Origin of the sequence: Novosphingobium colocasiae (genome assembly GCF_014652555.1) — a bacterium.
Classification (GTDB): domain Bacteria; phylum Pseudomonadota; class Alphaproteobacteria; order Sphingomonadales; family Sphingomonadaceae; genus Novosphingobium; species Novosphingobium colocasiae.
On the sequence record NZ_BMZA01000049.1, the window covers coordinates 1 to 2,730 of the forward strand.

The 2,730-nt window shown below is 56.0% G+C and carries 3 protein-coding genes and 1 pseudogene; all 4 read left to right on the plus strand.

Annotated elements, in window-relative coordinates; all coding sequences use genetic code 11:
* Window positions 1-392 (plus strand): annotated as a pseudogene (locus tag IE122_RS18090) (2-oxoacid:ferredoxin oxidoreductase subunit beta); the annotation flags it as partial.
* A 102-nt stretch (window positions 393-494) separates the two neighbouring features.
* Complete coding sequence (gene fdxA, locus IE122_RS18095) at window positions 495-833, plus strand: ferredoxin FdxA (protein WP_189622624.1); 339 nt, start codon at window positions 495-497, stop codon at window positions 831-833.
* A complete protein-coding gene (locus tag IE122_RS18100; protein WP_268249034.1) occupies window positions 833-1,258 on the plus strand; it encodes a coenzyme F420-0:L-glutamate ligase in 426 nt (141 codons plus the stop codon). The genes fdxA and IE122_RS18100 overlap by 1 nt, the downstream gene beginning before the upstream one ends.
* Before the next feature lie 208 nt (window positions 1,259-1,466).
* Window positions 1,467-2,432, plus strand: a complete 966-nt coding sequence (locus tag IE122_RS18105; RefSeq protein ID WP_229814393.1) for an LLM class F420-dependent oxidoreductase — start codon at window positions 1,467-1,469, stop codon at window positions 2,430-2,432.
* Window positions 2,433-2,730 lie beyond the last annotated feature (298 nt).

Sequence of the window (2,730 nt, forward strand, 5' to 3'; positions counted from 1 at the left end):
CCAAGGGGGTGGCATCGGACAACCAGATCTGGTGCAACGACGGCGAACCGCTGCTGTTTGCCAAGGGCACCAAGGGCCTGTCCCTCGATCTCGACACGCTGACGCTCAAGGTCGTCGATGTGGCCGGAGGCGATTGGAAGGCGGCCGGCGTGGCGGTGCACAACGTGCGCAACCGGGGTCTCGCCCACATGCTGGTGGAAATGCCGTTCGGCCCGTTCCCGATGGCGCTCGGCGTGATCTACGACGATCCGCGCCCCACGTTCGAAAGCCAGGTGGTGGAAGAACGCGCCAAGCTGATCGCCGGCAAGGAGCCGAACCTCACCAAGCTGCTCGCCAAGGGCCAGACCTGGACGGTTACCGAAGCCGAGGCTGCGCACGGCCTGATGGACTGAAGGCGGCCTGATCGGCAGAACGCGGGAACGGTCAGGCCGTGGATAAAAGCGACGCAGGTTGCGGATCACAACTAAAAGAATTGATAGCCTTAGGATGCCTCCATGACATATGTAGTTACCGAGAACTGCATCAAATGCAAATATACCGACTGCGTGGAAGTATGCCCCGTCGACTGCTTTTACGAAGGCGAGACGATGCTCATCATCAATCCGGATGAATGCATAGATTGCGGCGTTTGCGAGGCAGAATGCCCCGCCGGGGCCATATTGCCAGATACGCAGCCAAACACGGAATTCTGGGTAGAGCTCGCCAACACATACTCAGGCCAGTGGCCCAACATAACAAGCAAGATTGCACCGCTCGCCGACGCCGACTCATACAAAGATGAGGCGGGAAAATACGATAAGTATTTTTCATCAAAGCCTCCGTCTGGCGATTAATGGCATTGTCAAACGGATTGCGGGGCGAGTGTGGACCGCTGACCATTGAATTTCCTGGGGTCGATGTTGTGCGGAATGTACTACCAATAGACAGCTTGCACGAGATTAAACCCGGGTGTGCGTTGGCCCCAATTCTCTGCAACGTGTTGCAATCTCTGGTGCCACAGTTCGCTGATCCGTTGATCGTGGCGCAAAAGATCGTTTCAATGGCCGAGGGGCGCTACGTTTCGCTAGGCGGCATGGAACCTTCACGCGCAGCCATTGAACTGGCCGACATGGTGGCCTGTGCAGCAGGGCTTGCCATGGGCGAGGGCGCGGAAGGTATTCCCGCTGCCCTCATTCGACGAGGCATTGACCTTGACCCCGCGCCGCACTTAGCTGCTTCGGCAATCGTGCGCCCGCGTGAAGAAGACCCGTTCCAATGAGTGTGGCGATGCTGACCAGCGGCGTTGGAGGCGCACAGCTTGTGGATGGCCTTGCTCAAATATTGCCGTTACCGATATCGAGGAATCGGTCATGCAGCCCTATCTCGATTGGGAATACGGACTCGTTGCCCAGCTCGAAAGGGACGCAAGCCACGGATTTTCTGTCGCGTAGGATTGCGTACATGCCAGGCACAGCCGGGGGGGGGAATTGAACGGCGGTGCCGATCGAAACCAACCCTCACGTAACTTAATGGGAGAAATGCAAATGGACGTCGGAGTTTTATATCCAGGATTTGAGTTGGGGGGTAATCCCGATGCTATTCGGAGATTCGGCCTGGAAGCCGAACGTCTGAATTTTCATCATCTCCTGATGTACGATCATGTTCTTGGTGCTGTTCAGGAAGACCGCGATCCGCCATTGCCTTTGTCGAACTCGGCTCTTGATGAGAATATTCCTTATGAGGATGCCCTGACTCTCTTCGCTTATCTTGCGGGCATTACAAAAAAGATCAAATTCATCACCGGCGTCATCATCCTGCCACAGCGGCAGGTCGCGCTCGTCGCAAGGCAGGCGGCAGATGTCAGTCGTCTTTCTGGTGGGCGCCTCACGCTGGGCGTTGGCAGCGGCTGGAACCATGTTGAATACCAGGCGCTCGGCGTGGATTTTGCCGCTCGCGGAAAGATCCTTGACGAACAAATTGAGATCCTGAGGAAATTGTGGACCGAAGACGTCGTAAGCTTTGACGGTCAACACCACAAACTGGATCGTGTATCGGCAAAGGCGCAGCCAGAATCTCCGATCCCGATCTTCCTTGGCGGCTATTCAAAGCCGGCATATCGCCGAGCCGCTCGGGTGGGTGACGGATTCATATTCCCGAGCCCGATCGAGAATGGGTTGGAGAAGCTTGCGGATTATCGCGAAATCGCTGCGCAGCAAGGGCGTTCTGAAGAAGGCTTCGGCATACATTATTTCATGAACCCCGCATGGGTCCAGGATCCCGACCGGGGGCCGATGCCCGGTTTTCGCAATGCGCAAATGATCATCGATGATCTTGAACGCTGGCGGGATGCCGGTGGGACAGGCGCTAGTATTTCGACCGCAGGCATAGGATTTACATCGATAGATCAGCATCTGGAACTGATTCAAGAAGTGGCAGAACGTTTGAAGCTCTAAAGTGTGATCGTATTTATTGACGCATTGCCGGACTTTTGACGGTAGTATGCGCTTTCCGGATACGGGTGATCTGGGCCATAAGGAACGCCACTCAGCCAAGATGGCTGAGTGGCGTTTTACATGTTCGCCTTTCATTCCACCCAGAGCCGGATCAATTGGAGGGTGTGACGCCAGGACTCGATTCGATTTCCTGCGGAAGGCGGATCAAGTGTAAGCGTCCGGTAAGCGTCCGGGCTGAACCGTTGGAAGCAAAATGCCCTCGGATGATTGTAAGCGTCCGGCCTCACCAGTGAGAGAC